Source organism: Sphingomonas fuzhouensis (genome assembly GCF_034659795.1).
Classification (GTDB): domain Bacteria; phylum Pseudomonadota; class Alphaproteobacteria; order Sphingomonadales; family Sphingomonadaceae; genus Sphingomonas; species Sphingomonas fuzhouensis.
Window position 1 is genome coordinate 264,493 of sequence record NZ_JAXSQY010000005.1, and the last position, 23,642, is coordinate 288,134.

Genomic DNA, 23,642 nt, shown 5'->3' on the forward strand with positions numbered 1-23,642 from the left:
GACCGCAGGTTGACTGTCAGTCTCAAATACCATCCTAATGGGAAAGCCTCGGCCATCTTGCTGGTCGTTTCCAACCGGGAACGCCGATCAGGCTCTGGTTCGCTAAGTTTTGCGCCTGATCGTCCAATGCTCCAGTTGCTTGTAGACGATCACTTTGTCGCCAAGCAGATCGCCATGCCGCCGACAAAATAAGTCGAGCTGGTCACGGTCACCGACCAGCTCTACGCAGATCGTCAGATGTGGATCGGCAATCTCCGACCCATTTTCCCGAATCGGGCCGCGATTGCTGAAGCCGTAATGGGTGTGTTGCGCGACGGCGTTGATGATGTCGTCCGCCTTCGCGGTCCGGATCAGCTCGCGATAGAGCGGCTTTGCCCCCCAGAAGCGACGTGAGCCGATCTTGTCGGAGGGCTTCAGATAGATGCGCAGCATCCCGACTTCGCGGTGCTGAACGGTGAAACGATCGGGCATGGCATGGCTTTCGGTGGGAAGCGGAATCAGGCGCGCGTGCGCCGGCGAGAAGCGCGGTGCGTGCGGGCATCGCGCAGGGTGGCGTCGGGTGTGAGGTGTGCGGCAGGCACCTTAGGCACGGCGACGCGCTGCGACAGGTAGATGCCGTTGTGGCCTGAGCAGAGGTAGGAGACGAAGCACGCGACTGCGATCGGCACCGCATAGGCCGCGCCGAACAACTCGATCCCCATGAACGTGCAAGCCAGTGGCGTGTTGGCCGCGCCCGCGAACAGCGCGACGAAGCCGATCGCTGCGAATAGCCCCGACGGTACTCCGAACATCGGCGCGAGCGCATTGCCGAGCGCCGCGCCGATAAAGAACAGCGGCGTGACCTCGCCCCCCTTGAAGCCCGCGCTCAGGGTCACGACGGTAAAGAGCAGCTTCAGCGCCCAGCTCCACGAGTGCGTATCGGGACCAAAGAAGCTGGCGATGGTCAGGCTGTCCGGTGTCGCGGCGAGCGTACCCAGGCCAAGATAGTCGCGGGTTCCGAGCAGCCAGACCAGCGCAATCACGGCCAGCCCGCCAATAACGGGTCGTAGTGGGCCATAGGGAACGAGACGCTTCAGCCATCCACCTAGCGCGTGATTGGCCTCGGCAAAGGTCAGCCCGGTCAGTCCGAAGGCAATGCCGGCAACACCGGCCTTGGCGACGACCGGCGCGTCGACCGGTATTATCGCATCGACATGGTAGACGCCGTGGTGAATGCCCCAGGCAAGACAGGTCCAGTCACCGACCAGTGCCGCGACCAGGCATGGTACTAGCGCGCGATACTCGACCCGGCCAATCGCCAGCACCTCCAGTGCAAAGACTGCGCCCGCGATCGGCGTCCCGAACACCGCGCCGAACCCCGCCGCAATCCCGGTCATAAGGAGGGTGCGTGTCGCTTCCGCATCCAGCTTGAGTGCGCGGCCGAACCCGCTGGCGAGACTGCCGCCCAACTGCACGGCGGTGCCTTCACGCCCCGCCGATCCCCCGAACAGGTGTGTCACGACCGTGCCGAAGAAGATGAGCGGGGCCATGCGCAGCGGCACACCGCCCCCCGGCTCGTGGATTTGCTCGACGATGAGGTTGTTACCGCCTTCGACCGATCGCCCCGTCAGATGATAGAGCAGTCCGACCATGAACCCGCCGATCGGCAGCAGGTAGAGCAGCCAGGGAAAGGCAAAGCGAAGCCGGGTTACGGCATCGAGGCTCCACAAGAAGGTCGCGCATAGCGTTCCCACCGCTGCGGCCATCGGTACCAAAATCAAAGTCCACCGCAGCACCGACATGGCATGGGTGCGGCGATCGCGAATGAACGCTGCCATGTTGAACTGGTCGTAGAGATTGCGAAACGTCGCGCGCACGATTCCTCCTTGCTGCCTTGCGGCGCCTGGTAGGAATCATCGGCCCTTGCGAGGGCGGTTCGGCCGAATGGCCCGGCGGAAATCCATCGCCGTGCCCGACCATATGCTGTTTGACGGCGACCTGGTCAACCAACGGCAGGGTTACGATAAGACCATTGTTTTGGTGAGGATCAATAATTGGCTCACCCATGGAATAAACCCCGACGAGCATCGTCTACGCTTTCGAGACTGATGCGCCGGAGGCTTATGCATAGACGAGATTGGATGCTGGGTCTGACTGCTTTAACCCTACTCACCGGCGCAGCCGCGGCCGCCCCTGCCAATGGCTACGCCAGCATGGTGTCTGCCGCGATGGACCGGATGATGGCGGGCATGATGGTCAAGCCGTCCGGCGACGTCGACCGTGACTTCGTGGCGATGATGCTTCCGCATCATCAGGGTGCCATCGATATGGCGGTGGCGGAGCTGCGCTACGGCCATAACGAGCAGCTCAAGCGCATCGCGCAAGAGATCATCATCGATCAGCAGCAGGAGATCGCCGCCATGAAGCTGGCGATCGGTCAGCCGCTACCCCCTTCGACGCCAGCCCCTACGCAGGGCGGCGACCACCATAGCCATATGGAGCACTGACATGATCCGGACCATCCTGCGCTCGGCCGCCTTGCTGATAAGCGCCGCACCGAGCATCGCCATGGCCCAGCAGGCGCCGTGGAACGCCAGGGACGTACCCGTCAGCCACCGCGACCGTGTCTATGCATCCGAACAATTTTCCAACACAGTGTCGGTGACAGACCCGGCCGACAACCGGTTGCTCGGCGTCATCAAACTCGGCGATCCGCAGCCGATGAACTTCTCGCCGCTCTATAAGGGGCAGGTGTTGGTTCACGGCCTCGGCTTCTCACCGGACGGGAAGACCCTCGCAGTCGTGTCGATCGGATCGAACGCCGTGTCGTGGATCGACACCGCCACCAACACCGTCAAGCACACGACCTATGTCGGGCGCAGTCCGCATGAGGCGTTCTTCACACCGGACGGCAAGGAGGTCTGGGTCACCGTCCGCGGCGAGGACTATATCGCCGTGCTCGACCCTACGACGTACAAGGAGACGGGGCGCATCAAGACGCCCGGTGGTCCGGGTATGACGATCTTCTCGCCCGATGGCCGGTACGGCTATGTCTGTTCGTCGTTCAATCCGGTGCTGGCCGTGTTCGATGTCGCGACCCACGCGCAGGTCGGACAGGTGGCACAGCCAAGCCCGTTCTGTCCCAACATCGCCGCAACGCCGGACGGCAAGCAGGTGTGGTTCACGCTGAAGGACATCGGCAAGACGGTCGCATTCGATGCCAGGCCACCCTTCGCGATCCTCAAGGTGCTGGATACCGGGCCGATCACCAACCATGTCAACTTCGCCCGCACGACCAGCGGGCAGTTCGCCTATGTCACGGTCGGCGGGGAAAACGCAGTGAAGGTGTTCCGCACGTCCGATTTCGCGCCCGTCGCCACCATCCCGGTCGGCAAGATGCCGCACGGCGTCTGGCCATCGGGCGACGGCCGGCGCATCTACGTCGGGCTGGAGAATGCCGATGAACTCGCCGCGATCGACACCGCCGGCAACACGGTCGTTGCCACCGTGCCGGTCGGACAGGCACCGCAGGCGATCGCTTATGTGCCGAACGCTGTCCCGACAGGCCCCGGCACCGACAATCTCCAACCGCTCGGGACGGCCGGCAAGGCGGTGCATCTGACTATGGGGCCGGTTGGCGGCAATGGTACGGCAAGCAGCATTACCCTCTTCGACCAGGGCATCATTCAGGTCGTGCAGAGTGCCGTGACCGGTTTGCAGCCCAAAAAGCCTTACATGCTCGTGCTGACTGCCAATGCGGACGGCAGCGGTGCGGTAGAGCCGCTTGCGAACTTCATGAGCAACCCGGCAGGTGCGGCGATCGTCAACGCGTCTGGTCCGATCCGGCAGATCGTTCAGGGCAGTGCAGCGGCCCCCCGGCGCTTTTTGGCGGTCGCCGAGGTAGTGAATGGCGCACCGGGCCGCATCGTGCAGGTGCAGCGCGACTGAGATGGACCCGCTTGCCGCCGCGATCGAGCCACTGATCCCCGGTCTGCGCCGCTATGCCCGGTCGTGGTTGCGCGACCGGGCGATGGCGGATGACATGGTGCAGGATTGCCTGGAGCGCGCGGTCGGGCGTTGGCGACAGCGACGGGGTGCGGAGGTCCGCCCCTGGGTCTATGCGATCCTGCACAATCTGTTGGTCGACCATCAGCGGCAGCATAGCCGGCGAGGCACAGCGGTTCCGCTCCACCTCGTGGACGACGCCACGCTCGGCCGTCCGGCCGATCAGGACACAGGCCTACACCACCGCGACCTGCTGCGCGCCCTTGATGCGTTGCCCGAGGAGCAGCGAACGGTGCTGCTCCTAGTCTCGGTCGAGGGCCTGCCCTATGCGGAGGTCGCTGCCGTCGTCGGCGTACCGCTCGGCACGGTGATGTCGCGCATATCGCGGGGGCGCGACCGTCTGGCGACCCTCCTCCGGGAGGGTGAACGGCCGCGATTGAGGAGCGTGCAATGACCAGCCCGATCGGCGAGGACGATCTGGCCGCATGGATCGATGGCAGGTTGTCGCCCGAGCGGCAGCGCCTGGTTGACGCCTACCTTAAAGGCCAGCCGGATCTGCATGCCCGTTTGCGGGAGCAGGCGGAGCAGGCGCGAGCCCTTGCATCCCTGTTCGCCACGATCGCGGACGAACCCATTCCGGCGACGATGCGCGTGGCAGCGATCAGGGGACGGCAAAGGCAACCGCGTTGGCAACTCGCCATTGCCGCGTCACTTCTGCTGGCGTTGGGGTTTGGCGGGGGCTGGTCGAGCGCGCGGTGGAGCGGTGAACCCCGCGCGGGCATCGCGGCGCTGGCCAACGAGGCGAGTGACAATTTCCGTGTCTATGCCGCCGACCGGATACGACCGGCGGAAATCGGCCCCGACCAGCGCGCCATGCTGATCCGGTGGACCTCCGCCCGACTGGGTGAGCGCGTCACCATCCCGGACCTCAGCACAGCCGGCTATCGCTATGGCGGGGGGCGATTGGTCGCGACGCCTCACGGCCCTGCGGCACTGCTCCTCTACGACGGACCGCAAGCGTCGAAACTCGCGGTGCTGACGAGGCCCATGCAGATCGACAAGACCGCGAGCATGACCAGCACGTCCAGCGGGACCATGGGCCGGGTCACATGGGCGGTTGATGGGATCGGCTATAGTGTGGTGGGCGAGCGACCCGCGGCCGAGTTGCATCCGATCGCCGACGAGGTCCGGCGCCAGGCCGATGCGGCGCTTGTGTCCTGATAGCGCCTTGCCGCTTCTCGGCGCCGACAGGCACTGGGTAGACCGCCGAGATCACGGCTTGCGCTCGGCATCCTTCCTGTCGGCCTCGGCCGGCGTCAGGCGGGCCCGCTCGCGTATGCGGCGTTCCAGCGGCGCTCCGACGAACAGGACGAGCATTGCGAGGCTCACCCCGCCGACGATGAGCGGCCACAATGCCAATCCCGCTGCCGCGCCGATCGTGGCGGTGACCCAGATGCACGCGGCGGTCGCCAAACCATGCACTTCCTGACCCTGACCGACCCGCAGCACCGCACCGGCACCGATGAAGCCGACGCCGGACAGAATGCCCTGCATCGCCCGTCCTGCGGCATCGGCGTTCACGTTCGGCAAGCCACTATGCACGATCGCCTGCACGGCGATGCAACTCGCCAGACCGACCAGACCCAGCGTCCGCAGGCCCATGATCTGCCGGTTCTCGCGCGAGCGTTCCCAGCCGAGCACCATCCCGGCTGCGGTCGCCACCACCAGCCGGCCGATCGCATCGATCCAGAAGGTGATGTCCGATGCCGCTGATGCTTCGATCATTCGACCAGCACGTGAACGTGGTGCCAGGCGGTGCACAGGTAGCCGGCGAAGTTCCACATCGTGTCCGGTCGTTCAGGCTGACCCTGTCCAGCCTCGTCGAAGGCGCGCACGACAAGATGCTGGCGCCCCTTGCCGAGCGTGGCGTCGAGGGTCCAGCGCCGCCAGCTCCAGCGTGTCTCCGGATCATCGGCGAACGTCGCCTGTTGCCAGTCACGACCGCCGTTCACCGACACCTCGACGCGCGAGATGCGGCGATCATAGGCGATCGCATAACCCTCGATCCGCACTTCCCCGGCCGGCAGGGTTTCGCCCGAGCCGGGCGAGCAGATCGCGGCGTTGAGCGGCATGGCATTGATGGTCAGACCCTCGTCCCAGTCGACGGTGTCGCTCGTCACATCGGCGGGAAAGAGCTTGTAGTCGTGCGCCTGGATCGGTGCGTCGGAGGGCGTGTCGCGCACCTCGATCCGCGTCAGCCATTTGGCGCTGCGCACGCCTGCATAGCCCGGCACCACCATGCGGAGCGGGGCGCCATGTTCGGGCGTCAGCGGTTCGCCGTTCATCGCCCAGGCGAGGAGTACGTCGGGCTCCCGCGCCTTGCTCATGGCGATCGATACTCCGAACAAGGCTTCGCCGCCGTCCACGTCCACCTCGTCCGCGCCAGTGAAGCCCACGAACAATTCGGACGCATCCGGCGCGCCGACCGCATCTAGCACGTCGGACAGTCGTACGCCGGTCCACTCCGCATTGCCGATCGCGCCCACATCCCACGGATCGCCGGAGGTCTTGGCGACCTGCTGGAGATCCGTGCGCCGGTTGCCGGCACATTGGAGCACAGCCGTCACTGTGTGTGTGGCGAACGTGCTCTTCAACTCCTCGACCGAAAAGGAATGGCTCGCCACGCCTGTCCCGCTCACTTCGACCCGGTGATCAGCGGGCAGGTCAGGCACTGCACCATGGCTGCGCACGTAGAACAGCGCCTGCGGCGTCAGGAACCGTTCGATCAGCGCGTTAGGCGTCGGCTCGGCGTTGTAAGGATCGGATTTGCGCTCGATCATATCAGTCATGGACGAACCAACGCCGCAAGCGCGCGGATCGCTTCAAGTCTTCAAGACTGTCGCAGACGAAGGATTACCGATCGTTCCGATATCCAGATTGGAATAAACAGATCAAACGGTTGGTCGTATCAATCAGATTGCGCGATATAAGCTGCATGACCCTGGAGCAGCTCAGAATCTTCGTCGGTGTCGCCGAGCGCGAACACGTCACCAAGGCAGCGGAAGCGCTGAATGTCACGCAGTCTGCTGCCTCCGGCGCGGTCGCAGCCCTCGAAGCGCGCTACGGGGTTCCTCTGTTTCACCGCGTCGGGCGTGGCATCCAGCTGACCGAAGCAGGCCGCGGCTTTCTGGAGGAAGCGCGCGCGGTGCTGGGGCGGGCAGCCCATGCCGAGACGATGCTGGCGGACTATGCCGGGCTCGCGCGTGGTTCGTTGCGGATCGTCGCCAGCCAGACGATCGCGAGCTACTGGTTGCCGGCAAAGCTCGCCGCCTTCCACGAACGCCACCCGCAGATCGCGGTCGAACTGGCGATCGACAACACCGAAGGTGCAGCAGCGCAGGTCCTGAGCGGCGCGGCGGAACTCGGCTTTGTCGAGGGCGAGGTGGACGAACCGGCGCTCGCCCACTGGAATGTCGGGCGTGACCCGATGGTGCTGGTCGGCCGCGAGGACGCCGGGCGCGTCGACGAGGACTGGCTTCGGGCTGCACGCTGGATCGTCCGCGAGCAGGGTTCGGGCACGCGCTCGACCTTCGAGGACGTGCTGCGAAAGCGCGGGTTTGATCCGACCCAGCTGACGGTAGCGATGACGCTGCCGTCCAACGAAGCCGTGCGCACCGCGGTCGAGGCCGGTGCCGGCGTTGCCGTGTTGTCGCGATTGGTCGTCGCACGCGCGCTCAAGGCCGGCGATCTGGTCGAGCTGCCGCTCGGGCTGCCCGACCGCGCCTTTCACGCGCTGCGCCACAAGGAGCGCTATCGCACCCGCGCGGCCGACGCGCTGACGGACCTCATCAAGGAGCAGGTCGCATGACTGCCGACACCCCCTCGGTCCTGACCGGCCTCAAGCCGCTCAGCCGGCTCGATCACCCCCGCGAGATGATCCGCCAGTTCACGCCCAACTGGTTCGCCGCAACGATGGGCACGGGCATCCTCGCGCTCGCGCTACCGCAGGTGCCCGGCATTGGCCCCTCGCTGAAGCCGGTCGGCGAGGTGTTGTGGTTCTTCAACATCGCGCTCTTCGCGCTGTTCGCCAACCTCTATGGTGCGCGCTGGGTGATGTTCGGGCACGAGGCGCGGCGCATCTTCGGGCACAACACCGTGTCTATGTTCATCGGGACCATCCCGATGGGCCTGGCGACGATCATCAACGGATGCCTCGCCTTCGGTATCGCGCGGTTCGGTAACGGCATCGTGCCGGTCGCACACGTCCTGTGGTGGATCGACGTCGCCATGTCGCTCGCCTGCGGCGTGTTGATCCCGTACCTGATGTTTACCCGCCACGAGCACAGCCTGGACGGCATGACCGCGGTATGGCTGTTGCCGGTCGTCGCTGCCGAAGTGGCGGGTGCCAGCGGCGGGCTGCTCGCGCCGCATCTGGTTGACGCCCAAGCGCAGCTGGTAACCCTTGCGACTTCCTATGTGCTGTGGGCCTATTCGGTGCCGGTCGCGTTCGGCATCCTCGCCATCCTCATCCTGCGCATGGCGCTCCATAAGCTCCCGCACGAGAGCATGGCGGCATCCTCCTGGCTCGCGCTGGGGCCGATCGGCACCGGGGCGCTGGGTATGCTGGTGCTCGGGGCGGATGCGCCGGCGATCCTCGCGGCGCACGGGCTGGCCGGTGTTGGTAGCGTCGCACAAGGGATCGGCGTCGTCGCCGGGCTCTGCCTGTGGGGTTTCGGCCTGTGGTGGCTGGCGCTCGCGACGCTCATCACCATCCGCTACTGGCGCGCCGGCGTGCCGTTCAATCTCGGCTGGTGGGGCTACACCTTCCCGCTCGGCGTCTACACCGTCGCCACCTTCCGCCTCGGCACGACGCTGAACCTGATGTTTTTCGGTATCGTCGGCACGGTGCTGACGGTTGCGCTCGCGGCGATGTGGCTGCTGGTCGGTGCCAAGACGCTAGCCGGTGCATGGCGGGGCAACCTGTTCGTCTCGCCCTGCATCGCCACCCCGAACTGATCCGCCGTGGTGATCGGATCAGTCGGTTCGATCACTTGCAGAACGTCCCTTCGATCCGCCAGCGTGGCTGGCCACAGGAGAGCTTCGTCATGGACAATTTCGACGCCCGGCTGGCGAGTGAGACCAGCCGTCGCCGCTTTCTCAGGCATGCCGCGCTCGGCAGCGCCGGCCTTGCCGCCGCCCCGGCATTGGCGCAGCAGCTCGTCGACCTGAAGCTGCCCGGCGGCAATGCCGAACGGCCGATGACCAGCGCCTTTCCCGGCAAGGGCAGTATGATCCTCCAGCGCGTCCATCCTCCGCTGTTGGAGACGCCGATGGACGTGTTCGACAAGTCGGTGTTCACGCCCAACGACCAGTTCTTCGTCCGCTGGCACTGGGCCGACATTCCGACCTCGATCGACGTCGAGAGATTCCGCCTCAACGTCTTCGGCCATGTCAACCGACCGCTATCGATCAGCCTCGCCCAGCTGCTGCGCCTGCCGCGGGTCGAAATGGCGGCGGTGAACCAGTGCTCGGGCAACAGTCGTGGGCTGTTCCAGCCGCGTGTCGCCGGTGCGCAATGGGGCAACGGCGCGATGGGCAATGCCAAATGGCTCGGCGTGCGTCTGCGCGACGTACTCGACCTCGCCGGGGTCAAGACAGGCGCAGTACAGGTGCGCTTCGGCGCGCTCGATCAGCCGGTCGTGGCGGGTGCCCCTGACTTCGAGAAGGCGCTCGACATCAACCATGCCCGCGACGGTGAGGTAATGATCGCCTTTGCTATGAACGGGGAACAGCTGCCGCTGCTGAACGGCTTTCCTTGCCGGCTGATCGTGCCGGGCTGGTACTCGACCTATTGGGTCAAGATGCTGAACGCGATCGAGGTGCTGCCCCGCCCCGACGACCAGTATTGGATGGCCAAGGCCTACAAGATCCCTGCGACACCCGGCGCGAATGTCGAGCCCGGTACCAAGGACTTCCCCACCGTCCCCATCAATAGGATGATCCCGCGCAGTTGGATGACCAGCCTGCCCGATGGCCAGGCGATCGCCTATGAGGCGTCGATCCCGGTCGGCGGTATCGCGATGGGCGGCGACTGCGGCGTCGCCAAGGTCGATGTGTCGTCGGACGGTGGCCGCACCTGGTACAGGACGACGCTCGGCGCGGACGAGGGCAGGTACAGCTTTCGCCGCTGGGATGGTCGCGTGCCGCTCCGACGCGGCCCCAACCCGATCATGGTGCGCTGCTGGAACACCAACGGGGTCGCCCAGCCGATGAAGCCGATCTGGAATCCCGGCGGGTTCATGCGCGGCAATATCGAGACCACCACCATCATCGCCTCTTGAGGAGCGAGTAGCATGAAGACCCCGTCTCCCGGCGTCATGGCCGCCGGCCTGATCGGCCTAACCGGTATCATCCTCGTCTCGATCGGCGCGCCGAGCAGCCGCAAGGCGCCCGTTCCGATCTCCGAGACTTCTGAGCCGGCACCGGCCGCCAGCGTGTCGGCGCGCGGCCTCTCGCTTGCCTCGACCAGCGTCGACCTGCCGGTCGACGACGCGACCTATCCCGACGGGCCGCACGCCGACGTCGTCAACGCCAACTGCACCTCGTGCCACTCGGCCAGCATGGCGCTGACCCAGCCATCGCTATCGGCGGATCAGTGGAAGGCGACCGTCGCCAAGATGCGCGAGGTGTACAAGGCGCCGGTGGCCGAGAAGGACGTCGACGCGATCGTCGCCTATCTCACCGCCATGCCGAGCCAGAAGGCCGCACCTGCGACCGGCAAGGCGCAGGATCCCGATCCCAAGGTGGCTCCCGACGTCTCAGGTGGAACAGGCTAGGTCAGCATCTTTCTAAAATCCCGAAATACCATCCCGGCAGGAACGCCTCAGCCGCTTACGTTGCTGACATCCCCGCCAAGCTGTCACCGGGTGAGGATAGTCTGGCCTATCGAGGCGCTTCGGTAGCCATTTTGACCGCCAAGCCGGCCAGGACGGTGCCCATAACCCAACACTGGACCAGCGCGCGAAGGTAGAACGTTGCGTGAGCAACACAGCGACCGTGGCCGCCGAGATTGCGATCATGGCGTTGACGAAAACGCTAATGACGATCTGCATTGTCCCGAAAACCAGAGCCTGCCTCAAGATGCTGCCGTTCGCCGGAATGATGAATTGCGGCGGCGGCGACAGATACATGGCTGCGATCTTTGTGTTTAGCAGATAATCAAGCTGATATCTTCTTGATGTATCACTCCAAATTCTAGCCGTTTGCCCACGTCTGTCCGCTTGATGTATTCACCGATTCGGGGTCCTGTAGCAAAGGACCATAGAATGAGTGAGTTTTCAATTCATCGGCTTCCGCCGGCTCCGTTTCAGCTTCAACGCTGTCTCGCATCAGCTCGTAGCGATGATCCTCAGCGGTAGCCTTACGGCTATCTTCTAGTTGATCTGACCACTCCAACTCCCGACGCTGAATAGCTTGCCAGCTTTCAGATAGAAGATGGCGTTCAATAGCGGCGCACGCCTTCTCTTTGTCGGTAGCGGCGACATACACCTCGCTCGTATGAAACTGATTTCCGATAAGAGCTTTGAAAACTTGCATTTTTACCTCCACGTTTAAAATAGCCTCCTCGATGTAAATATTATATGATGATAAGGGCTGGCTCACATTTTAGTTGAGTTCGGCTTGGTTTAGCGGCGATGCATCAGAGCAGGGCGCAAAGGCGCCGCCAAACCTGGCATGCTGGGGTCCGCTGACAAGAGCGCATCGCGAGTAGCGTATCAATATGAACGCTCGGGAAAACGGTGCGGTGGTTCAAAGCCGCATGATGCCCTTTAATTCCTCGATCAACTCAGAAGAGACGCATCATTTCAGATCAGCCCCTTGGCACCGAAATTTCCCAGCAATCTGAGTGCCCAGTTTCGTCCGATTGGGTGCACCATCACGTCTCCGGAACAAACCTGGAAAACCGCAGAAATCTGCGGTAAACTGCCTCTCGGCGGTCCCGTGAAATCTCATTATGTTCCGCCGTGGCCCACTCAAAAGGGGCCACGAATCATGGGGCCACGAACGTTGCAGGAGGCGTGGCCCCATGCTTACGGTTGTGCAGATCCGGGCGCTGAAACCGGCAGAGCGTCCCTACAAGGTGGCTGATTCGGGCGGCCTGTATCTACTGGTGCAGCCATCCGGCGCCCTGCTCTGGCGCTTTCGCTATCGATGCTGCGGCATCGAGCGCAAATTGTCGCTGGGCAGTTTCCCCGATGTCTCCCTGGTCCAGGCGCGCCGGAAGCGCGACGAGGCCAAGGCCGAACTCGATGACGGGATCGATCCCGTCGAGGAAAAGCGCCAGCGCCGGCTGAAGGCCGAACTGGCCGCGCCGACGACGTTCGCGCTCGTCGCCGGGGAATATATCGAGAAGATGGAGCGTGAGGGCCGTTCCCCCGCCACCATCAAGAAGGCGCGCTGGTTCCTCGAACTGCTCGATGGCATCGCCAAGCGCCCGATCGCTGCGATCACCCCGCATGAGCTTCTCGACGTGCTGAAGCGGGTCGAGCGTCGCGGGCATCATGAGACGGCGCTTCGGCTACGCTCCTTTGCCGGCCGCGTCTTCCGCTACGGTTTCGCGACCCTGCGCACCGAGCGCAATCCAGCCGACATCCTGCGCGGCGCCCTTACTGTTCCGCGCGTCAAGCATCATGCCGCGATCGTCGAGCCCAAGAAGGTCGGCGACCTGCTGCGCGCAATCGACGGGTACACGGGCCGGCCCGAGACCCTGCATGCACTCAGGATCGCGCCGCATGTCTTCCTGCGCCCGGGTGAGCTGCGGCAGGCGAAGTGGAGCGAGATCGACTTTGCCGAAAAAGTCTGGCGCGTGCCGGCCGAGCGCATGAAGATGAAGCAGCCGCATGCCGTACCCTTGTCGCGGCAGGTGCTGTTCCTTTTGCAGGATCTGCGGTCGCTGGCGCGGGACAGCGAATTCCTCTTCCCGGCGCTTCATACCACCAAGCGCTGCATCTCGGACAATACGCTGAACGTCGCGCTGCGCGGCCTGGGGTTCGAGAACGACGAGATGACCAGCCACGGCTTCCGCGCCATGGCCAGCACGCTCCTCAACGAGTCAGGGCTGTGGCATCCCGATGCCATCGAGCGCGCGCTGGCCCATGGCGAGAAGGACAAGGTGCGCGCCGCCTATCATCGCGGCGCGCACTGGGCGGAACGGGTGCGCATGGCGCAGTGGTGGTCGGATTATTTCGATCAACTCCGGATCGGTGGTGCCGTCATCAAGGGCAAGTTTCGAAAGCGGGCGTAAGGCCGCTGCCCGAACACCTTCTTCTCCGCCGTCGCCCTCGCTGCCGCCGTCTTCTTCCGGCAATGATCAATGAATCCTGAACCTCGATCAGCCCAGAATTACGTCAAATGAACAGGCGAAGCATTTAAGATCAAGAAAGATGGTCGGAAATTGCGTTGAGGAAGAGGTGCACCTTCTGCGGAGTAAGACGTCTTGTTGGCAGCACGGCCCATATGCCCTGATCAGGCACCGCTCCATCAGTCAGCGTGACATGTTGAAGCCGCCCTGCAGCGACGTCTTCGCGCACGTTCCATTCCGATAATTGGGCTATGCCGAGGCCGCGGATACTCGCCTCATGCAGCGCCTCCACGCTGTCCGCAGCGAAGCGGCCGCTGATCGACTGACGAACGGTTTTGCCCAATCGTTCGAATGTCCACTGCTGTCCGCTAGCGACGGCGAGACACTCGTGATCGCGTAGGTCGGCAACCATGGTCGGAGTGCCGTGCATCGCCAAATAGGCAGGGGCGGCGTAAAGCCCCCTTGCATTGGTAGCCAGGCGGCAGGCAATCAGATTGCTGTCGCGTAAGTCCCCGAAGCGGATCGCGACATCGACACCCTGCGCGACGATATCGGCCACGGCATCGCTGAGTAGCAACTCTACCTTGAGCCGCGGGTGCTGGGCGAGAAAGCCGACCAGCATCGGCGTCAGGACCTTTCGTCCGAACGGAACTGATGCCGCTACCCGCAGCAACCCAACGGCGCCCGTGCCCCCACTGGCAACCGCCGCTCGCGCATCCTCGGCATGCGCGAGCATGGCCTTGGCATGAGGCAGGAATGCCTCGCCATCCGCAGTAAGCGACAAGGAACGGGTTGTCCGATGCACGAGCCGGGCACCGATCTCAGCTTCGAGCGCCGCCAACCGGCGCGACGCGATGACCGGGGTCAAGCCGAGCCGACGCCCTGCCGCAGAGAGACTGCCCTGCTCGACGGCTTCGACAAGCACGGCAATGTCAGAGAGATCCAGCATATCGCCAGGTGATAAACCGGCTGATCTGATAACGCTACTTATGCTTTCGTGCGATAAGGTCCAGATGGGCAAATGCGCCTGCAGGAGGATCATATGACGCCCACCGCACCCATCAATAAGACCGACAGGACAACGAAGCTTCGGCCGGGGCTGAACCTCGTGATGGCGGTCGCGGCGGGCGTCGCGGTCGCCAACATTTATTACAATCAGCCGATGTTGGGGATCATGGAAAAGGATCTCCCCGCTTCCTTGACCCGGTTCGTATCGACCGCAACGCAGCTCGGTTATGCGGCGGGGCTGTTCCTATTGGTCCCGCTGGGCGACCTGATCGAGCGCAGGCGCCTGATCGTCATCCAATTCGGCGGCCTGGCCGTCGCCCTGGCGATCGCGGCGATCGCACCAAGTGCGGCGATGGTAGTCCTTGCCTCGCTGCTCGTCGGCGTACTGTCGACCGTCGCGCAACAGATCGTGCCGCTTGCCGCGCATCTGGCGACGCCGGAGCGTCGCGGCGCGACGGTGGGCACGTTGATGGCCGGATTGCTATGCGGTATCCTGCTCAGCCGGACGCTGGCGGGTTTCGTCGCAACATATGGCGGTTGGCGCGAGATGTTCTGGCTCGGCGTGCCGATGGCGATCGGGGCGGGCGCGTTGATGCAATGGACGCTGCCCCACAGCGCTCCGGACACGACGCACAGCTATGGATCGCTGCTGCGATCGCTCGGCGGCCTCTGGTCGGAATTTGCCGCCTTGCGCAAAGCGGCGTTGACCCAGGCGCTGCTGTTTGCCGGTTTCAGCGCGTTCTGGACCATTCTGGCGCTGCATCTTCAGGAACCGAGCTTTTCGCTCGGCGCGGCCGTGGCAGGGCTGTTCGGGATCGTCGGAGCGGTCGGGGTGCTGGCTGCACCTGTCGCAGGCAGGATCGCCGATCGTCGCGGACCGCAGCGCGTCATCCTGTTCAGTGCGATGCTGACCCTGGTCGCCTGGGGCGTGTTCGGAGCCGTCGGATCAATCACGGGCCTGATCGCCGGGGTCATCCTGCTCGATTTCGGCGTGCAGAGCGCACTCGTCTCCAACCAGCATATCGTCTACGCGCTGCGGCCCGACGCCCGCGCGCGGCTGAACACGATCTTCATGGGGGCCATGTTCCTGGGCGGCGCGGCGGGTTCGGCCGGTGTGACGGTCGCCTGGCAGGCTGGCGGTTGGAGCGCAGTCGTCATTTTGGGCGCAACCCTCTCCGCCGCGGCCGTGCTGATCCAACTCGTCGCGATCAAGCGGGTAAACCAAGTCCAGTAGCGCATCGGTCTGCCCGGCGTTTGACGGGAATCGCCGCAAAAGGGCTCGGGCGGGCCTCTTCTTTGCGGGCGCGCCGTCGGCTGGCGGCCTGGCGAAAGGGACCCGGGATCGCCGAGGCGTCGGAATCGATATCACTAAGGCTTGGAGAAGATGTCATTCGGCATTGGGGGCAAAGCGGATTTTGGAACCACGCGAAAGTACGCCCGCATTGCTAGCACAAGAAAGATTATACGCGCGGAGGCGTTGATGGAAAACCTCGCCCGGATCGGGGCCGCCCTGCGCCTTTCGTTCAGCTTCGCTTTCCTAAAGATGGATCGCCATTAGCCAGGGACCGACATCATGCGCCTATCGACCATCATTCTCGCCATCGGCATGCTTACGGGAACCACGGCAGCGCCGGCCAGCGTCGATACGTCGCCAAAGCCGGGCGGTGTCTATCGGTTGAAGCCCGGCATCTATGTCCAGAAGGGGACGGCCTGCGCATCGGCACCAAATGCCGCGATCCGGCAATATGACGGGCGTGGCATCAGTACGCCGCACAGCCGCGAGTGCCGCGCACGCATCCTGTCTCGCCGTGGCGACCGCTATGAGGTCAGCCAGTCCTGCATCGACGCTGGCGCAGGTCCGGCACCGCGTTTCGTCGAGCGCCAGACGGTCAGCATCCGCGATGCGCTCACCTTCGGCATCAAGACCCGCGGTCCGACGACCGAATATCGTTATTGCCCGCCCTATATGCTTCCCGCAGGTATCCGGCCGACGACCCGTTAGGTTCGGACGTGCTCCCACACCTTAGAGATGACGACGGAGCCTTCGCCGACGGACGAGGCCACGCGCTTGACCGAGCCCGATCGTACGTCGCCAACCGCGAAGATGCCGGGACGCGACGTGGCGTAAGGTGATGTGGTGCCAACGGCCTCGCCCGTAAGGACGAAACCCTTGTCGTCCAAGCGGACGAGGTTGGCCAGCCAATGGGTGTTCGGCACCGCGCCGACCATGACGAACATCGCGCAGGTCGGCAGGGTGCGAAGACCATCGTCGTTGCGGATCGTCACCGCCTCCAGCGCCGTTTCGCCATGCAGCGCCGTGACCTTGGCGCCATATTCGATGGTGATCGCGGGATCGGCTTCCAATCGACTGGACAGATAATGCGACATCGACGTCGCCAGCGTGTCGCCGCGCACCAACAGCCGTACGTGGCGGGCCACCCGACTAAGATACATCGCAGCCTGCCCAGCCGAATTCCCGCCCCCGATGACGACGACATCGGCATCGCGGCAGAAGCGCGCCTCGCTCTCGGTTGCCGCATAATAGATGCCCGCCCCCTCCAGTTCCGCCAGGCGATCGAGCGGCAATCGGCGATATTGCACCCCGGTCGCCACCACCACGACCGCGGCGCGAATGCGCTGTCCGTTTGAAAAATGCGCGCAGAAGCCGCGGTCGTCGAGCTGTTCGAGCGATGCCACCCGCCGGGGCATGACGAAGCGGGTGCCGAACTTCATTGCCTGGATCTCACCGCGCCAGACTAGGTCGCCGCCCGAGATGCCGGTCGGGAAACCCATATAGTTTTCGATCCGACTTGAGGTGCCAGCCTGTCCCCCGATCGCGGTTTCGTCCACGACCAGCGCCCGTAACCCTTCCGCTCCCGCATAGACGCCAGCGGAGACACCGGCTGGCCCGGCGCCAATGATCAGAACGTCGAATTCGGCATCGTTGGGCAGGTCCTGCTCGATCCCCAAGAGGCGCGCGACGGTTTCCGGCGTCGGATCGGTGACAACCAGATCGCGGCCGAACACCACCATCGGACTGTCCTGCGGCATGCCACAACTCCCCGCCACTTCCGCCGCTTCAGGACTGTCTAGCGGATGGGAGCGATGGGGAATGCGGTTGCGTGCGGCGAATTCGGCGATCCGGCGGATGGCGCGATCCTTTTCCTCGCCGACCAGGACAAGCATGGCATCGCCGGACTCCAACTGTCGTCTGCGGCGTGCCGCCAGGACCGTGATGATGATGTCGGACATCTCGGGGATCACCGTCATCAGGTGCAGGATGCGGTCGCGCGGCACCTCCACGACCCGCGTGTCAACGGCCGCGCGCATCGCCATCGACCAATTCCCGCCCGACAGGAGAGGGATTTCAGCCATGAACTGGGTCGGTCCCAGCGTCGAGGGCCGCAGCCGCTCACCCGTGAAGGGGTTCACTACTTCGACCTCGCCTGCCTCGACATAGACGAACCGGTCGACCGGCGTTCCGATCTCCGCCAGCCATTCGCCCGTCGCATAGCATTTCTGCACACCCGCGGCACGGATCGCCGCGACATGTGCCGGAGCCAGCGGAATTCGCTGCATCTCATTGAGATCACGCCCGATCGATTCCATGCCCCAAGCTCCCTGTCACCCCTGGTGCTATCGATCATGGCCCTCTGCTGCAACGGACTGGCGCGCGCAGCGGCCAGCCCGTTGCATGGGCTCAGACGATCGTCGGCGTGATGCCTCCGTCGACACGAAGGGCCGCGCCATTGGTCGCCGCCGACAAAGGGCTGGCGAGATAGGCGACCATGGAAGCGATTTCCTCGGGCTCGATCATGCGCTGGATCAGCGAGGTCGCGCGGTCGCGCGCGAAAAAGGCGCTTTCGATCTCCTCGATCGGGGCGTGCGGATCATCGGCCACGCTCTTCAGGAAGTCGACGATCCCCTCCGAGCGGGTCGTGCCGGGCATGACCGTGTTGACCGTCACGGCGGTGCCCTTCGTGAGTCCGGCAAGACCACGGGAGACGGCAAGCTGGGCGGTCTTGGTCATGCCGTAATGGATCATGTCGGGCGGCACCATCACGCCGGATTCGCTGGCGATGAAGATGATCCGCCCCTGATTGCGGGCGATCATGCCGGGGAAATAGGCACGAGCCAGTCGCACACCGGACAGCACGTTGATCTCGAAGAAGCGACGCCAGTCTGCATCGGTGATGTCACCGAACGGCTTGGCCTCATAGATGCCGAGATTGTTGACCAGAATGTCGACCTGCGGAACCGCCGCGACCAACGTCTCCGCGCCTTCCGCCGTGGCCGGGTCCGCCAGGATTCCGCGCGCGCCGATGTCCGCCGCTGCCGCCTCCAGCTTCGCCGTTTGGCGCCCGCTGATGACGACGTCGGCCCCTTCCGAGCCCAAGCGACGCGCGATCGCAAGGCCGATCCCGGCCGTCGCGCCGGTGACGAGTGCCGTCTTTCCCTTCAGTTCCAGGTCCATTTTATAGCCTTTCCGTTTGCAAGGAGCGTCGCAACGCCCGTCACTCAAGAATTTGGAGACCGACTAACCGGTTGATAACAGGGGCAAGGGCCATTTGAGTTGTGAACTCAAGTCACAGGTGAGATCGCATGGATAACCGCGCTGGTGAAATGCAGGTCTTCGTGGCCGTCGCCGAAACCGGCAGCTTTTCGGAGGCGGCGCGACGGCTGACGATGACGCCATCCACCATATCGAAGCTGGTCGCGCGGCTGGAGGAGCGGCTCGGCGTGCAGTTGGTCGAGCGCTCGACGCGGCGCCTGTCCCTGACGGCTGAGGGTCGTCTCTATCAGGAGCGTGCGACGCAGATGCTGCGCGATCTCGACATGCTCGAACGTGATCTGGCGGCGGGGAGCGCCAGCGAAAGAGGAACGGTGCGCATTTCGGCGTCGGTGGCGTTCGGAACGCTCGCCATCGAACCCTTGCTGCCATCCTTCTGGGACGCGCACCCCGCGATCGTCATCGACCTGTCCTTGTCGGACGCGATGACCGACCTGTATCTGGAGCGAACCGACATCGCATTCCGGGTCGGCGGCCTGCGCGACTCATCGCTGACGGCGCGGGTGATCGGGCGGGCGCGGCGCCTGATCGTCGCATCCCCTTCCTATCTGGCGCGCGCCGGTACGCCGCGCCGCGTGGACGACCTGCATCGGCACAATTGCCTGGGCTTCAACTTTCAACGGGCGCAGCCGGTCTGGCCGATGCGGACCGGCGGTCGCATCATCGACCGGATGGTGACGGGCAATCTGCTCGCCAACAATGGCGAGACGGTTCGGCGACTGGCGGTTGCAGGCGCGGGCCTTGCCCGGCTGGGTGAATATCATGTCCGCGATGACCTGGCGGCCGGCCGGTTGGTGGAAGTGCTGGCCGATCACGGCGTCGGTGACGAGGAGCAGGTCGCCGCCTTGTATCTGGGTGGACGGCGCTTGCCGAAGCGGACCCGCGCGATGCTGGACTTTCTGGTGCCACGATTGCGCACCTTCCTCATCGAGCCGAAAACAGAATATTCTCAATGAAATGTCTCGTGGTTAGAGAAGCATGATCGATCACCCGCAAAAGGTTCCATCATGCCATGACCGGCGCCCGTTATCGTTTCGGTCCCTTTCAGATGGACGTTCCGCATCTGGCGTTGACCCGTGACGGAGTGCCGCTGAAGCTGGGCGGCCGAGCGCTCAACCTGTTGGCGGTGCTGGTCGAGGCGGAGGGACGGCTGGTGGCGCGCGATGCGCTGATTGATCGCGTTTGGCCCAACCAGGCGATCGACGACAGCGCGATCCGTGTTCACCTGTCCGCCGCGCGGAAGGCGCTGGCGATGCCGGACGGCGAAGCGACGATCGTGGCGGATGCCGGGCGAGGCTATCGTCTGGCCCTACCGGTCGAACGATTGGGGGGTGGGGACATCCCTGCATCGGTCGAGCGTCGCATATCCCGGCTGCCCGCCTCGATAGGGCGGATTTTCGGGCGTGAGGACGTGATCGCGACCATCGCCGACGAGCTGGCCGAGCGGCGCTTCATCTCGATCGTCGGCCCCGGCGGAATCGGCAAGACGACCGCCGCGACCGCGATCGGCCACCGGCTGGTGCAGGCGATGGGGATCGAGGCTTGGTTTGTCGACCTTGCTCCGGTGACGGAGGCGGCGATGGTGACGGCAACGCTGGCCACCACGCTCGAACTCCCCGCGTCGGGCACCGATTTGCCCCAGCGGATCGCGGCAAGGCTGGGGGAGCGGCCCACCCTCATCCTGCTCGACAATTGCGAGCATGTCATCGACGCCGCCGCGTCGCTCGCCGAGCAGGTGCTGCACGGCGCGCCCCAGACGATGCTGCTCGTCACCAGCCGTGAGCCGCTGCGCGCGCAGGGCGAATGGGTCCACCGGCTCGCCGCGCTCGAACTGCCGGACGAACAGGCGACGACCAGCCTGGAGCAGGTGGCCCTGCTCTCCGCGCCCGCCTTGTTCGACGAACGCGCCCGCGCGGCCAATGGTGATTTCCGCCTCGACGCGCAGAGCGCGCCGGTGGTCGTCGACATTTGTCGCAAGCTGGACGGTATTCCGCTGGCGATCGAACTGGCCGCCGCGCGGATCGATACGATGACGCCGCAGGCGATCGCCGATGCGCTGGACGATCGCTTTGCGCTACTGACGCGCGGGCGGCGCACGGCCCTGCCGCGCCACCGGACGCTGCGCGGCGCGCTCGACTGGAGCTACGACCTGCTCGCCCCGCCGCTGCAGAAGCTGCTCGATCGGCTGGCACTGTTCCGCAGCCATTTCGATACGGAGGATGCGGCGGCCATGGCAGCGGGGGCGGGTGTCAGCCGGTTCGAGGCGGATGATCTGCTCGCCGAACTCGTCGCCAAGTCGCTGGTCGTGGCGACGCCATCGCCCCGGTCGATGCGCTACCGTCTGCTGGATAGCACGCGCCATTATGGACAGGAGCGGCTGCGTGCGACCGGCATGGCCGAACAGGGGCACCGCGATCATGCGCACGTGCTGCTGCGCGGGCTGGCCGACAGCGCCGCCGCCTGGGAGGGCAAGGCGCCGCGCGAGTGGCTGGCCGAATATAGCGTGCGCATCGACGACGTGCGCAGCGCCATCGCCTGGGCCAGCGGCGGCAAGGACGCCAGCCTGGCGGCGGAACTGGTGATCGCCGCCGCGCCCCTATGGTTCCACCTGTCGCTGCCCGCCGAATTCCTGCGCTATGCCGAGACGGTCATTGCGAACATGGCCGAGGGACAGGTTGAGCCTGCACGCCAGGTCGAGCTGCTGACCGCCTATGGCCATGGTCTCTGGCATACCGAGGGGCCGGTGCCCGCCATGGCCGATGCCTTTGCCCGCGCGCTGGCGCTGGCCGAGGAGATCGGTTCAGCCCCGCTGGCGCTGCGCGCGCTATGGGGCGTGTGGGCGCAGAGCATCCTGGCCGGGCGCTATGCGGAAAGCCTCGTCTTCGCCTGGCGCTTCGATGCGCGGGTCGGCGCGGACGGCGCGCTGGCGGATCGGCAGACGGCGGCGCACATGCTGGCGCTATCGCTGCATTTCTCAGGCGATCACGCCGGGTCGCGCCGGATGCTGGAGGTGGTGATGGCGGGCGACGCCGCCCCCGAACGCGCCAACCATGCCAATCATGCGCAGGTCGATGGCAAGATCGCGGTGCTCAGTCTGTTGATGCGGCTCCACTGGGCCGAGGGCGATCTGACGACCGCGATGGCGCTTGCGCGCGAGTGTGCATTGGACGCGGAACGGATCGATCATGCGCTGTCCGTCTGTTACGGGCTGGCGGTCGGCTGCATTCCCGTGGCGATCGCGGCGAAGCAGCGCGCGCTGGCGGCGGAATGGATCGCGGCGCTGGCGCGGCGTACGACCCGCCACGGCCTGGACCATTGGCACAGCTTCGTCGCGGGCTATGGGCAGGCGCTCGATCCCGCCGTCCCTGCGCCCGGCCGGGTCAGCGGGATGCAGGCGGAGATGTATGCCGTCGCGGCGGGCGGCGGGGGTGACGTGCCCTGGCGGCGCGAAGGTGCTTAACGACTCTTCACGACGCTTCACTCGCGGGGATCGGGTGCGGCGGCCATAGTCCTTCTTGTCAGTCGGTCAGTGATCGACGCACGATTTGAAGGACTTAGCCCGTGCCTCACGACACGAACCCTGCCATCCCGTCTCGCACCGTGCGGCTTTCGACGGTCGCCGAGCATCCCGTGCTCGATCCCGTCGTCCAGTCGTTCCTGGACCGCTGGCAGGAACGCGCCAGCCAGAAAGACGCAGGCGCGTCGTCGCTTGAGACGCTTCGTCCGGCGGGGGACAACCGGCCGCTGCCGCTGTTTCTATATCTGGAGGTCGCCTCCGATCGTGACGAGGATCGGCTGCCCGCACTTCGGGCGCTGGCCGAGGAAGCCGGGGTGGCGATCCTGCGCTACCGCATCGCCGATGCCGATCTGTCCGGCGCTGTCGCCCTGGTCGCGGCGATGCCGCTGGCCGATCGGGGCCCGATCGCGATCGGCGGTGACGGCCTGGGCGCGGCCATGGCGCTGGCGCTGGTCGTGGCGCGACCCGCCGGTTGGTCGATCCGCCTGCTCGTGCTGGCGACCCCGGTGCTGGGGCGCCCGTCCGATGTGCCGGGCACGGAATGGCTGAACGCCGGGCGGGCCGCGCACCTGGCGGCAAAGGCCGCCGCGATCGTCGACCCGGCCGCGCTGACGGTCGAGCCCTTCGCCTTTCCGCGCACGCTGCTGCTTACCGCCGAAGCGGACCCCTTTGCCGAACCGGCCGAGGCGCTGGGTCGCCGGCTGATGGCCCAGGGCGTCGACCTGTCCGCCGCGCGGGTCATCGGCATGATCCATGATTTCACTTGGTTACCACCCTTACGCGACGCTGCCGGTGCCACCGACGCGATGCGCGTCATCGCAGCCGCCTTGCGCGATCATCTTCACATCCCCGCCTCCGAGGAGCTTTCCCCATGCTGATGCCGCACGATCTGTCGCCGCCCACCCACCGGGACGCGCTGTTCTCCCGTATCCTGATCGGCGGCGGCGGGCTGCTGCTGGTGGGGCTCGCCTGCCTTGCCATGGGCCCGGACGGGACGCTGGCGATGCTGTTGTTCCTCTATCTGATCGGGCTGGCCATCGTGCTGCGCGCCGTGATGGCGCCTGCCGCGCGCCAGTGAAGCGCTTCACCGTCTATTCGATTTTCTTGAACGCACAGGCCGAAACTATCGGGATATTCCGCCAAGCCGGTCCTGCATACTCTCCCCTCAACACCAGCCAAGTCGCTCAAAACACAGGAAGGAA

General features: G+C 65.1%; 24 protein-coding genes and 1 riboswitch. Of the genes, 16 read left to right on the top strand and 8 right to left on the bottom strand.

Annotation, left to right across the window (positions count from 1 at the left end; translation table 11 throughout):
- Nucleotides 1–102 precede the first annotated feature (102 nt).
- Both U1H82_RS12810 and U1H82_RS12815 read right to left on the bottom strand, forming a co-directional pair.
- Nucleotides 103–471, bottom strand: coding sequence for a DUF190 domain-containing protein (locus U1H82_RS12810; RefSeq protein WP_058717470.1), 369 nt, complete (start codon nucleotides 469–471; stop codon nucleotides 103–105).
- A 26-nt stretch (nucleotides 472–497) separates the two neighbouring features.
- A complete protein-coding gene (locus U1H82_RS12815) occupies nucleotides 498–1,856 on the bottom strand; it encodes a voltage-gated chloride channel family protein (RefSeq protein WP_058717471.1) in 1,359 nt (452 codons plus the stop codon).
- Between the two features lie 23 nt (nucleotides 1,857–1,879).
- Nucleotides 1,880–1,956: riboswitch (Fluoride riboswitch) on the bottom strand.
- A gap of 164 nt (nucleotides 1,957–2,120) precedes the next feature.
- On the opposite strand from U1H82_RS12815, the gene U1H82_RS12820 reads away from it, so the two are divergent.
- The 4 genes from U1H82_RS12820 to U1H82_RS12835 are packed head-to-tail and all read left to right on the top strand — an operon-like array spanning nucleotide 2,121 to nucleotide 5,205.
- Complete coding sequence (locus U1H82_RS12820; RefSeq protein ID WP_206543616.1) at nucleotides 2,121–2,486, top strand: DUF305 domain-containing protein; 366 nt, start codon at nucleotides 2,121–2,123, stop codon at nucleotides 2,484–2,486.
- Nucleotide 2,487: 1 nt separating this feature from the next.
- Nucleotides 2,488–3,927, top strand: a complete 1,440-nt coding sequence (locus U1H82_RS12825; RefSeq protein ID WP_322965341.1) for a beta-propeller fold lactonase family protein — start codon at nucleotides 2,488–2,490, stop codon at nucleotides 3,925–3,927.
- A 1-nt stretch (nucleotide 3,928) separates the two neighbouring features.
- Nucleotides 3,929–4,438, top strand: a complete 510-nt coding sequence (locus tag U1H82_RS12830; RefSeq protein WP_058744369.1) for an RNA polymerase sigma factor — start codon at nucleotides 3,929–3,931, stop codon at nucleotides 4,436–4,438.
- Nucleotides 4,435–5,205 carry an anti-sigma factor family protein gene (locus tag U1H82_RS12835; protein ID WP_294195431.1) on the top strand — a complete coding sequence of 257 codons (771 nt, stop codon included), beginning with the start codon at nucleotides 4,435–4,437 and terminating at the stop codon, nucleotides 5,203–5,205. Before U1H82_RS12830 ends, U1H82_RS12835 begins: the two co-directional genes overlap by 4 nt.
- A 51-nt stretch (nucleotides 5,206–5,256) precedes the next feature.
- On the opposite strand, the gene U1H82_RS12840 is transcribed toward U1H82_RS12835, so the two are convergent.
- Nucleotides 5,257–5,769 carry an MgtC/SapB family protein gene (locus U1H82_RS12840; protein ID WP_058717475.1) on the bottom strand — a complete coding sequence of 171 codons (513 nt, stop codon included), beginning with the start codon at nucleotides 5,767–5,769 and terminating at the stop codon, nucleotides 5,257–5,259.
- Nucleotides 5,766–6,833: a sulfite oxidase gene (locus tag U1H82_RS12845; protein WP_058717476.1), complete on the bottom strand. Its 1,068-nt coding sequence runs from the start codon at nucleotides 6,831–6,833 to the stop codon at nucleotides 5,766–5,768. The genes U1H82_RS12840 and U1H82_RS12845 overlap by 4 nt, the downstream gene beginning before the upstream one ends.
- A gap of 146 nt (nucleotides 6,834–6,979) precedes the next feature.
- Between U1H82_RS12845 and U1H82_RS12850 the strand changes: the two genes are divergently transcribed.
- The 5 genes from U1H82_RS12850 (at nucleotide 6,980) to U1H82_RS12870 (ending at nucleotide 11,202) form a co-directional block, all read left to right on the top strand.
- Complete coding sequence (locus tag U1H82_RS12850) at nucleotides 6,980–7,852, top strand: LysR family transcriptional regulator (RefSeq protein ID WP_322965342.1); 873 nt, start codon at nucleotides 6,980–6,982, stop codon at nucleotides 7,850–7,852.
- Nucleotides 7,849–9,000 carry a TDT family transporter gene (locus U1H82_RS12855; protein WP_322965343.1) on the top strand — a complete coding sequence of 384 codons (1,152 nt, stop codon included), beginning with the start codon at nucleotides 7,849–7,851 and terminating at the stop codon, nucleotides 8,998–9,000. Before U1H82_RS12850 ends, U1H82_RS12855 begins: the two co-directional genes overlap by 4 nt.
- A gap of 89 nt (nucleotides 9,001–9,089) precedes the next feature.
- Nucleotides 9,090–10,325: a molybdopterin-dependent oxidoreductase gene (locus U1H82_RS12860; protein WP_322965400.1), complete on the top strand. Its 1,236-nt coding sequence runs from the start codon at nucleotides 9,090–9,092 to the stop codon at nucleotides 10,323–10,325.
- Nucleotides 10,326–10,337: 12 nt separating this feature from the next.
- A complete protein-coding gene (locus tag U1H82_RS12865; protein ID WP_294195212.1) occupies nucleotides 10,338–10,820 on the top strand; it encodes a hypothetical protein in 483 nt (160 codons plus the stop codon).
- A gap of 202 nt (nucleotides 10,821–11,022) precedes the next feature.
- Nucleotides 11,023–11,202, top strand: coding sequence for a hypothetical protein (locus U1H82_RS12870; protein WP_153007020.1), 180 nt, complete (start codon nucleotides 11,023–11,025; stop codon nucleotides 11,200–11,202).
- A gap of 36 nt (nucleotides 11,203–11,238) precedes the next feature.
- On the opposite strand, the gene U1H82_RS12875 is transcribed toward U1H82_RS12870, so the two are convergent.
- Nucleotides 11,239–11,646, bottom strand: coding sequence for a hypothetical protein (locus U1H82_RS12875; RefSeq protein WP_322965344.1), 408 nt, complete (start codon nucleotides 11,644–11,646; stop codon nucleotides 11,239–11,241).
- Nucleotides 11,647–12,070: 424 nt separating this feature from the next.
- On the opposite strand from U1H82_RS12875, the gene U1H82_RS12880 reads away from it, so the two are divergent.
- A complete protein-coding gene (locus U1H82_RS12880) occupies nucleotides 12,071–13,288 on the top strand; it encodes a tyrosine-type recombinase/integrase (protein ID WP_322965401.1) in 1,218 nt (405 codons plus the stop codon).
- 130 nt (nucleotides 13,289–13,418) lie between these two features.
- Here U1H82_RS12880 and U1H82_RS12885 read toward each other — a convergent pair whose 3' ends face one another.
- Nucleotides 13,419–14,387 carry a LysR family transcriptional regulator gene (locus U1H82_RS12885; protein WP_322965345.1) on the bottom strand — a complete coding sequence of 323 codons (969 nt, stop codon included), beginning with the start codon at nucleotides 14,385–14,387 and terminating at the stop codon, nucleotides 13,419–13,421.
- On the opposite strand from U1H82_RS12885, the gene U1H82_RS12890 reads away from it, so the two are divergent.
- Both U1H82_RS12890 and U1H82_RS12895 read left to right on the top strand, forming a co-directional pair.
- Nucleotides 14,388–15,587: an MFS transporter gene (locus U1H82_RS12890; RefSeq protein WP_375339527.1), complete on the top strand. Its 1,200-nt coding sequence runs from the start codon at nucleotides 14,388–14,390 to the stop codon at nucleotides 15,585–15,587.
- A gap of 339 nt (nucleotides 15,588–15,926) precedes the next feature.
- The gene (locus U1H82_RS12895; protein WP_322965346.1) at nucleotides 15,927–16,355 is read left to right on the top strand and encodes a hypothetical protein; all 429 of its coding nucleotides are present in this window, start codon (nucleotides 15,927–15,929) and stop codon (nucleotides 16,353–16,355) included.
- Here U1H82_RS12895 and U1H82_RS12900 read toward each other — a convergent pair.
- Both U1H82_RS12900 and U1H82_RS12905 read right to left on the bottom strand, forming a co-directional pair.
- On the bottom strand, nucleotides 16,352–17,962 hold the full coding sequence (locus U1H82_RS12900; RefSeq protein ID WP_322965347.1) for an FAD-dependent oxidoreductase: 1,611 nt from the start codon (nucleotides 17,960–17,962) through the stop codon (nucleotides 16,352–16,354). The two genes, U1H82_RS12895 and U1H82_RS12900, sit on opposite strands and share 4 nt — an antisense overlap.
- 91 nt (nucleotides 17,963–18,053) lie before the next feature.
- The gene (locus U1H82_RS12905; RefSeq protein ID WP_322965348.1) at nucleotides 18,054–18,827 is read right to left on the bottom strand and encodes an SDR family NAD(P)-dependent oxidoreductase; all 774 of its coding nucleotides are present in this window, start codon (nucleotides 18,825–18,827) and stop codon (nucleotides 18,054–18,056) included.
- A 128-nt stretch (nucleotides 18,828–18,955) separates the two neighbouring features.
- Here U1H82_RS12905 and U1H82_RS12910 point away from each other — a divergent pair, with 128 nt between their 5' ends.
- The 4 genes from U1H82_RS12910 (at nucleotide 18,956) to U1H82_RS12925 (ending at nucleotide 23,518) form a co-directional block, all read left to right on the top strand.
- Complete coding sequence (locus tag U1H82_RS12910) at nucleotides 18,956–19,879, top strand: LysR substrate-binding domain-containing protein (RefSeq protein WP_322965349.1); 924 nt, start codon at nucleotides 18,956–18,958, stop codon at nucleotides 19,877–19,879.
- 56 nt (nucleotides 19,880–19,935) lie between these two features.
- Nucleotides 19,936–22,383, top strand: a complete 2,448-nt coding sequence (locus U1H82_RS12915; protein WP_322965350.1) for an ATP-binding protein — start codon at nucleotides 19,936–19,938, stop codon at nucleotides 22,381–22,383.
- A gap of 101 nt (nucleotides 22,384–22,484) precedes the next feature.
- A complete protein-coding gene (locus tag U1H82_RS12920; RefSeq protein ID WP_322965351.1) occupies nucleotides 22,485–23,318 on the top strand; it encodes an alpha/beta hydrolase in 834 nt (277 codons plus the stop codon).
- Nucleotides 23,312–23,518: a hypothetical protein gene (locus U1H82_RS12925; RefSeq protein WP_322965353.1), complete on the top strand. Its 207-nt coding sequence runs from the start codon at nucleotides 23,312–23,314 to the stop codon at nucleotides 23,516–23,518. The genes U1H82_RS12920 and U1H82_RS12925 overlap by 7 nt, the downstream gene beginning before the upstream one ends.
- The last annotated feature ends 124 nt before the right edge of the window (nucleotides 23,519–23,642 follow it).

Coding starts and splice junctions, on each gene's coding strand:
- U1H82_RS12810 (WP_058717470.1), bottom strand. CDS start 471: ATGCCCGATCGTTTCACCGTTCAGCACCGCGAAGTCGGGATGCTGCGC.
- U1H82_RS12820 (WP_206543616.1), top strand. CDS start 2,121: ATGCTGGGTCTGACTGCTTTAACCCTACTCACCGGCGCAGCCGCGGCC.
- U1H82_RS12825 (WP_322965341.1), top strand. CDS start 2,488: ATGATCCGGACCATCCTGCGCTCGGCCGCCTTGCTGATAAGCGCCGCA.
- U1H82_RS12830 (WP_058744369.1), top strand. CDS start 3,929: ATGGACCCGCTTGCCGCCGCGATCGAGCCACTGATCCCCGGTCTGCGC.
- U1H82_RS12835 (WP_294195431.1), top strand. CDS start 4,435: ATGACCAGCCCGATCGGCGAGGACGATCTGGCCGCATGGATCGATGGC.
- U1H82_RS12840 (WP_058717475.1), bottom strand. CDS start 5,769: ATGATCGAAGCATCAGCGGCATCGGACATCACCTTCTGGATCGATGCG.
- U1H82_RS12845 (WP_058717476.1), bottom strand. CDS start 6,833: ATGACTGATATGATCGAGCGCAAATCCGATCCTTACAACGCCGAGCCG.
- U1H82_RS12850 (WP_322965342.1), top strand. CDS start 6,980: ATGACCCTGGAGCAGCTCAGAATCTTCGTCGGTGTCGCCGAGCGCGAA.
- U1H82_RS12855 (WP_322965343.1), top strand. CDS start 7,849: ATGACTGCCGACACCCCCTCGGTCCTGACCGGCCTCAAGCCGCTCAGC.
- U1H82_RS12860 (WP_322965400.1), top strand. CDS start 9,090: ATGGACAATTTCGACGCCCGGCTGGCGAGTGAGACCAGCCGTCGCCGC.
- U1H82_RS12865 (WP_294195212.1), top strand. CDS start 10,338: ATGAAGACCCCGTCTCCCGGCGTCATGGCCGCCGGCCTGATCGGCCTA.
- U1H82_RS12880 (WP_322965401.1), top strand. CDS start 12,071: ATGCTTACGGTTGTGCAGATCCGGGCGCTGAAACCGGCAGAGCGTCCC.
- U1H82_RS12885 (WP_322965345.1), bottom strand. CDS start 14,387: ATGATCCTCCTGCAGGCGCATTTGCCCATCTGGACCTTATCGCACGAA.
- U1H82_RS12890 (WP_375339527.1), top strand. CDS start 14,388: ATGACGCCCACCGCACCCATCAATAAGACCGACAGGACAACGAAGCTT.
- U1H82_RS12895 (WP_322965346.1), top strand. CDS start 15,927: ATGCGCCTATCGACCATCATTCTCGCCATCGGCATGCTTACGGGAACC.
- U1H82_RS12900 (WP_322965347.1), bottom strand. CDS start 17,962: ATGGAATCGATCGGGCGTGATCTCAATGAGATGCAGCGAATTCCGCTG.
- U1H82_RS12905 (WP_322965348.1), bottom strand. CDS start 18,827: ATGGACCTGGAACTGAAGGGAAAGACGGCACTCGTCACCGGCGCGACG.
- U1H82_RS12910 (WP_322965349.1), top strand. CDS start 18,956: ATGGATAACCGCGCTGGTGAAATGCAGGTCTTCGTGGCCGTCGCCGAA.
- U1H82_RS12915 (WP_322965350.1), top strand. CDS start 19,936: ATGACCGGCGCCCGTTATCGTTTCGGTCCCTTTCAGATGGACGTTCCG.
- U1H82_RS12925 (WP_322965353.1), top strand. CDS start 23,312: ATGCTGATGCCGCACGATCTGTCGCCGCCCACCCACCGGGACGCGCTG.